The sequence below is a fragment of the Alicyclobacillus hesperidum genome (assembly GCF_900107035.1).
Lineage (GTDB): Bacteria > Bacillota > Bacilli > Alicyclobacillales > Alicyclobacillaceae > Alicyclobacillus > Alicyclobacillus hesperidum.
The window spans coordinates 22,793-28,792 of sequence record NZ_FNOJ01000023.1 but is presented as its reverse complement, the minus strand read 5'-3'; the positions used below and the strand labels follow the sequence as shown (position 1 = coordinate 28,792).

Below are 6,000 nucleotides of genomic sequence, written 5' to 3'. Positions count from 1 at the left end.
AGTTGCCCCGCCGGGGAACCGGCGGGGTTTATTGTCATGTACGACTTTGACGCAGCGACGGCGGGAATGCAAGATGGGCGGGATTTGACGCTCACTTTTCTACGCTATGTGCTACAGTACGTGTCGTACTTGACACAGCATTTACCTCATCCCTAACCCCTTGAACCATATTATGTTCGATTTTTTCCACTTTACCTGTAACGCCATTCCAATCTTTCTGCGCAACCTTGGATGCCGACTGATAGATACTCTGCACTCGATTTAACACATGTGCAGCTGATACTTTCACGTCACTTATTGCTGTTTCTGCATCGCGTGTGATGTTTTCGAACAATTGCTCACCCCGAGTAAAAACGGTATTTTCTGTTGACTGTACCCATTTCCCAAGTGAGGACACCAAACCTCTACTTGATTGATTCTGATCATTTTTTGAACTGGGTGAGTTTAAATTGACTTGCGTAATGATATGCGAATTTCCGGATGTCGACTTCGTCTCACGATTAGCGAGTGAAGCGTTGTATAGACGAAGTGCCTCTGGGGAAATCGTAAGATGTGCTGCCGTCCACGAGAGGGATGCGGATGTCGCATTCGATGGGGTATGTCCTGTATCTACTGCCGTTGTAGAATGTGCCTTATCTTCTGTCTTCGACACTAATGATTCTTTTCGTGAAGCAGGATGACTGGATACTGTCTCATGACGAGTCCAGGACATAATATACGGCCTCAAACGGAACTCCCCCTATTCCATAATTGGTTCTCACATCCTAAACACCTCCTATTCTATGGAATTTTCTTGTATATTCAAGATAGATGTTTTGCTACTTTACAAAAAAGGGGCCAGAAATGAACTCTGAGCCCCATCCTTCACGAAGTCCGCCATCTACGGTACCTTCAATGCAGACGCTTCTTAAGTTCTTCCAACTCTTCACGAGACAATCCAGTTGCCTTTTCAATCACTTCCGTAGGAACGCCTTCTGCAAGCAGGTTATTCGCAATCTCGCGAGCTTTTAACCACTCACCTCTTTCGACAAATTCCTTCTCCAATTCCTTGAGAAAATCCGTCATCTCCAGCACCCTCCTTAGCTGCTCCTTTTGCTCATCCGCCATCACACGTCCGCTGAAGCCGAGAATCAGCGCCGCCAGATAGTTCTGCTCATGCACATCGGGCACGCGCTGCACAACCTCGACGATTTCCTCAAACGCCTCATCCCGCGTCCGGCGCTCAAACCGCATATGAAACGCGAACGCCAAGCGTACCCGGTCTTCCTCCGTCCACTCATGCGCGGACAGGTGGCGTTTCACGGTCTCCAGCGCCGCGTCCCCGTCTAAGCGTCCCAGGTACACATTCTCGACGGTGTATTGCATGCTGCCTGCGTCCAACGTTTGCGGTGCCTCGGTCACGTCGCGCGTGTACAGCACCACCGTTCGGATCGGCCGCTTGTACCGTTCGGCAATCGCCCAATCATACGCGCCAAAGCGGTACAGGTTCGGTTCACGTGTGGTCTGGAACTCGAGATGCAACAGACGGCCATCTGCAAGTTCCAGCATGATGTCCGTGAACTCCTGTCGCACCTCGACCTTCGGCAACTCGGTCGGCAATGCGCGCACCACACGTGCGTTATGGATACCGATGACCGACAGCACCTCGCCTGCCAACGCGGTAGTCAGGTGTTTCGCCACAATATCGTTTCCGGTTCGTGCGATCTCCATCGTGCTCTTTTGCCTCCAGTATACCGCGCCGCTCTCCCCTTGCGCGATGTCCATCGTCTGGCATTGCAGAATCATTCCGTTGTGGTATGCTTAAACTGAAAAGGGAACTCGGAGGGGCTAGCTCCGAATTCCCCTGGCATGGATGCCTTGAGCATCCCACCCGCCAGTATCTATCTGGACAGGCGGTAACCGCCCCAAGGCAGTCGAGCGCGATGGGGCGGTTACTTGCGTCTAAACGCCAGTACCAGGGTCACGACAAGCGCCAGAAACGCAACCACGAAGGATGCAAACTGGAATACGAGCGATAGCGCATCGTACACACTCATCGGCCCCACCTCCTCCCGCTCAGCGGGTGAAGGTGCCCCAAGGCTTGTTCCATACCGGGGTCTATTGTACCAAAGTCATCCTCCTTCGCATCTCACGAACCTTTCGCCTCGTTCCACAACGCCCGCTGCTCAAATCGCACCACCCGCCCCATCCGACTCGGCATCGTTGGCACGCGCTTCGCGGCCTCCATCAACTCCGCAAGCTCCGGCTCTTTCAGCACCGTGGCGAGCATCCGCCCCACGTGTACCGCCATGTCGCTGATTTCACGGTTCAGCGTCCGCGACGACATGTGCAGCTCCATCGCACAGGCCACGAGCTTCTTGCCCTGCTGATACCGCAACCGGAACAATTCCCACCATTCCGTGCCCTCCACAGCCTGCTCAATCAGCCGCATTTGGCCTTCCAAAGCGCGGAGCGACTGCCGCACTCGCACCTTTGTCTTCAAACTCGTTGCCTTGATGCGCTGGCGGGATTGCCACAGCACCCGGTACAGGTTCAGCGCCGCGTACCCAATCTCCTGATACGTCGCGTCATCGAGCACATTCGGAGCGGCAGATGTCGGTTCCGGCGGCATAGGCAAAAGGCACGTCTGCTGGGCCTCCCGCATGTCCTTGACACGGCCGTGGACCAGTTGCCACCCGCCTGCGCCTTCTTGCACGTAGATCCGCAACACGAGGTCGTCCAAGCGAATTCCGATCGTCTCGAATGCCCCGCGCAGAACCTCCACGAACGTGTCCGGCTGCATCTCGCACGTCACCATGTGCTCACTCGTCGGACCCATGAGCGCGTACGTGTAGTGCCCCTCCATCGCCGTCACCTCCTCACTCATCCGGGAAGAGTGCATAGAACGCCGCGTACCGCTCGTCGCGGATGCGCTCCTTGCGTGTCAGCTGAGATGTGCGAGTTCGGCTCGTCCGGTGAAGTGACGGCGAAGGTTGAGGTTTCGCGCAATGTTCGCGATACTCGGCCCATTTTACAGCCTCGACGGGCTGTCGCTTGGCGATCTCCGCCGCCCAGCGCTCCTTGATGACCTCCGCGCAATACGCGAAACTCCGCGGGCGTCGGTCGGCGAAAGTGGCGAACGTGTAGTCAATGCCGGCCAGGATGAAGTCCATGGGGACGCCGCTCGCCGTAAGTTCCTTGAGTGCCCGATAGTCGTTTCCCTTGGCGAAGTAGGGGCATCCCAGGTGCATCGTCATGCGCTGGTCGATGGCCATGTAGGAGTCGTCATCATTCGTCCAAGCGCTTGGAGGAGTTGCACTAGGCAAGCTGGTGTTGTATGTATGCGCCGGTGTCTCATCTGTCGCTGAGATTTCGGCAGGCATGTCCAACAGGTCCGTGAGTAGGCCTTGCTCAGATTCCTCGATTTGGAACACGCGCGCGTGCGCGCGATCTTCGTCTTCATCATCATCTATAATCTCTGTATGTAGTCTCTGGTATTGCTGTCCACGAAATGGACTCCGAAGTCCACTTTCGAAACTACGAAGTCCATTTTCTTGACTTCGAAGTCCATTCAGTGGACCTCGAAGTTCATTTTCTGGACTCCGAAGTTCATCCGCGACAGAGACAAGGATATCGAGCGGTACCCGGTATCCCTCTAACGAGTATCCAAGTCGCATTAAATCCCTTTGAATATTCACGATGTTGACCCTATACTGGTACGTCTTATCCATTTTGTTCTGAGGATTTCGGCGTTGCTCAATCCATCCAGCATCAATAAGCGATTTGAGGTGATTACCGATCGCGGTTTTTGACAAGTTCAGCATGGTCTCTTCCGACAGTTCTTCTGCCTTTTTGTAAATCCACCCCTGGCGCAGTTCAATATTCAACTCGTCTCCGATATCGCGAGCGCGTTGCTGCTCCTCGAGAATAAACAGGTCGAAATCCTCTACGCGTTCCGACCAGTACAAAAATTGATTAAGCAATATCGCTTTAATGTAGTCGCCAGTGAGCGCAACGAGTTCCTCTTTAATGACCACACGCTTTAAGCGGATAGGTCCTTGTTGCACGATACCACCTCGTTCGTTGACGGACCTCAATTATCCGTGTAAAATATATACTCAAAAGGCATTTTATAATATTTAAGTATCTTAAAAATGGTCTTTCCCCCTGGATTTCTCTTTCGATTAATAAGAAGATACATCATCGAAGTGGATATCCCTATGTCTTTGGCTACCTGTTGAATAGATACATCCTGAAGGTAGCGCTTGATAAACTCCTCTCTTAACCGAATCATGTTCTGATCAAGCCTCCAGGATTTAATTTCCTTTGACAAAAGTCAATATAAGATCTAATTTAACTTTTGTCAACACTTTTGAAAAACGAGTATTTATCGAAGCCAAGAGCGCTACCTACACTGAACTTAAACTACAGTTCAGGTGGGTGCGTTTGTGTCTCAATTTGGTCAGTATCTCCGAAAACTCCGCAAGGAACGCAATTTGACAATAAATCAATTAGCGTTGTACTCAGGTGTGAGTGCGGCATTGATCTCTCGAATTGAGAACAGCCAAAGGGGTAGGCCCAAGCCTCATACACTGAAGAAGCTAGCTTCTGCTTTGAAAGTTCCTTACGAGGATTTGTTATTACACGCAGGTGTCCTGAATGAGCAGGTCAATCGCACGTCTGAATCTCGTGATCTAAAGCCTGTTGACCCGTCTTGGTATAAACGTCAAATTCCCATTCCTCTTCTGGGTTCCATCCGTGCTGGCACACCCATGGAGATGTTGGCCCTCAACAGTTCGGAATTTTTACTTGTTGATTCGGATCTCCTTGGGAATCATGAGGGCTTTGCGCTCGAAGTCGTCGGTGACAGCATGATTGGAGACTACATCTTTCCTGGAGACTTGGTCATCGTCAAGTATACGTCCAACTTCTCACCGCAAGACATCTGTGTCGTAGCTATCAATGGAGAGGAAGCCACTCTAAAACGCGTGAAGTGTCAGGGGAACATTTGCATCCTATCACCGAGCAATCCTGCCATGGAGCCAATGGTTTACAGTTCGGTAGATGTCCACGTCATCGGGGTAGTAATCGAGGTGAGAAGGCGAATTTAAAAACAAGTAGAGCCAGGGTTCCCGAATTGAAACCCTGGCATATTGGTTATCACGAATTGGATACGTTACTCGAATTCGTCATAACGCTCGTCGAGCCTGTAGTATTGGACGACACAGAGGTTGAATTCGTGCTCATTGTCACGGTGCTATTCCCCGTCGCATTCGACGTAGACGTCGAGTTCGTTCCGCTCGATGCAGTGCCGGTTGATGAGGATGATGCTCCCGTTGTATTGTTCGACCCTGTTGAAGTCGTGGTCGAAGTGGAGGTCGTTGTGCTCGTAGCGGCATTGTCAATCATGGTCGTCACGTGGTTCAGGCGTTTAGCCGCCGAGTTGAATTCATTCGTCAACTGGTTGACACGTGCTTCGGCTTTCTTGAGATCGCTGTAGGCCACTTGCAAACGATCCTTAGAAATATCAACCTTAACCGTTTGAATATCACGATCGATCAAGGACTGATCGGTTTCGAGTTCCTTTTTTACGGTGTTCACGAGCGTCGTGACCGTAGGAAGCGTCTTGACGATGATACCGTGATCATGGCCTTTGTACTCCCTGACGGCCTTCTCATAGTCAGAAATCGCTGTTTCAATATTTTGGCGAGCAACTTGCTCTTTCTTCAAATCTGCCTGATACAGCGTCAACTCGTTTTCGACTTTCAGTTGTAACACCGTTCGATGCTCGCGCTTCAGCTGCTTTTGTAGGTTATCAATCTGAGTCAAAACTGATTGATTCGCTTTACGACCTGTCGTCAACGTCGTCTTTGTGGCTGCAAAAGCTGTCGACCCAAGTGCTAAGACTGTCGAGGCCGCTACAACGGAGCTCAACAATGCAAAACCTTTTTTCATCGCACTTGCCCCCTCTAATTTTCTTGTTGAGGATACATTATGACGATTAGGTCAAAAACCTATCAA

At 51.3% G+C, this 6,000-nt stretch carries 7 protein-coding genes and 1 pseudogene; 2 read left to right on the top strand and 6 right to left on the bottom strand.

Annotation, left to right across the window (positions count from 1 at the left end; genetic code table 11):
• Nucleotides 1-891: 891 nt before the first annotated feature.
• The 5 genes from BLU70_RS12935 to BLU70_RS15005 form a co-directional block, all read right to left on the bottom strand.
• Nucleotides 892-1,710 (bottom strand): RpnC/YadD family protein, encoded by an 819-nt coding sequence (locus tag BLU70_RS12935; RefSeq protein ID WP_074693732.1) that lies wholly within the window; start codon nt 1,708-1,710, stop codon nt 892-894.
• 221 nt (nt 1,711-1,931) lie between these two features.
• On the bottom strand, nt 1,932-2,036 hold the full coding sequence (locus BLU70_RS12930) for a putative holin-like toxin (RefSeq protein ID WP_143027544.1): 105 nt from the start codon (nt 2,034-2,036) through the stop codon (nt 1,932-1,934).
• Nucleotides 2,037-2,128: 92 nt separating this feature from the next.
• Nucleotides 2,129-2,845, bottom strand: coding sequence for a hypothetical protein (locus BLU70_RS12925; RefSeq protein ID WP_074693730.1), 717 nt, complete (start codon nt 2,843-2,845; stop codon nt 2,129-2,131).
• Between the two features lie 13 nt (nt 2,846-2,858).
• On the bottom strand, nt 2,859-4,046 hold the full coding sequence (locus tag BLU70_RS12920) for a winged helix-turn-helix domain-containing protein (RefSeq protein ID WP_074693729.1): 1,188 nt from the start codon (nt 4,044-4,046) through the stop codon (nt 2,859-2,861).
• Between the two features lie 26 nt (nt 4,047-4,072).
• Complete coding sequence (locus BLU70_RS15005; RefSeq protein ID WP_074693728.1) at nt 4,073-4,273, bottom strand: helix-turn-helix domain-containing protein; 201 nt, start codon at nt 4,271-4,273, stop codon at nt 4,073-4,075.
• 142 nt (nt 4,274-4,415) lie between these two features.
• On the opposite strand from BLU70_RS15005, the pseudogene BLU70_RS14790 reads away from it, so the two are divergent.
• Both BLU70_RS14790 and BLU70_RS14785 read left to right on the top strand, forming a co-directional pair.
• Nucleotides 4,416-4,571: pseudogene (locus BLU70_RS14790) on the top strand (helix-turn-helix domain-containing protein); the annotation flags it as partial.
• A 21-nt stretch (nt 4,572-4,592) separates the two neighbouring features.
• The gene (locus tag BLU70_RS14785; RefSeq protein WP_420865901.1) at nt 4,593-5,090 is read left to right on the top strand and encodes a LexA family protein; all 498 of its coding nucleotides are present in this window, start codon (nt 4,593-4,595) and stop codon (nt 5,088-5,090) included.
• 49 nt (nt 5,091-5,139) lie between these two features.
• On the opposite strand, the gene BLU70_RS12905 is transcribed toward BLU70_RS14785, so the two are convergent.
• Nucleotides 5,140-5,934: an ATP-binding protein gene (locus BLU70_RS12905; RefSeq protein WP_074693726.1), complete on the bottom strand. Its 795-nt coding sequence runs from the start codon at nt 5,932-5,934 to the stop codon at nt 5,140-5,142.
• Nucleotides 5,935-6,000: the final 66 nt, after the last annotated feature.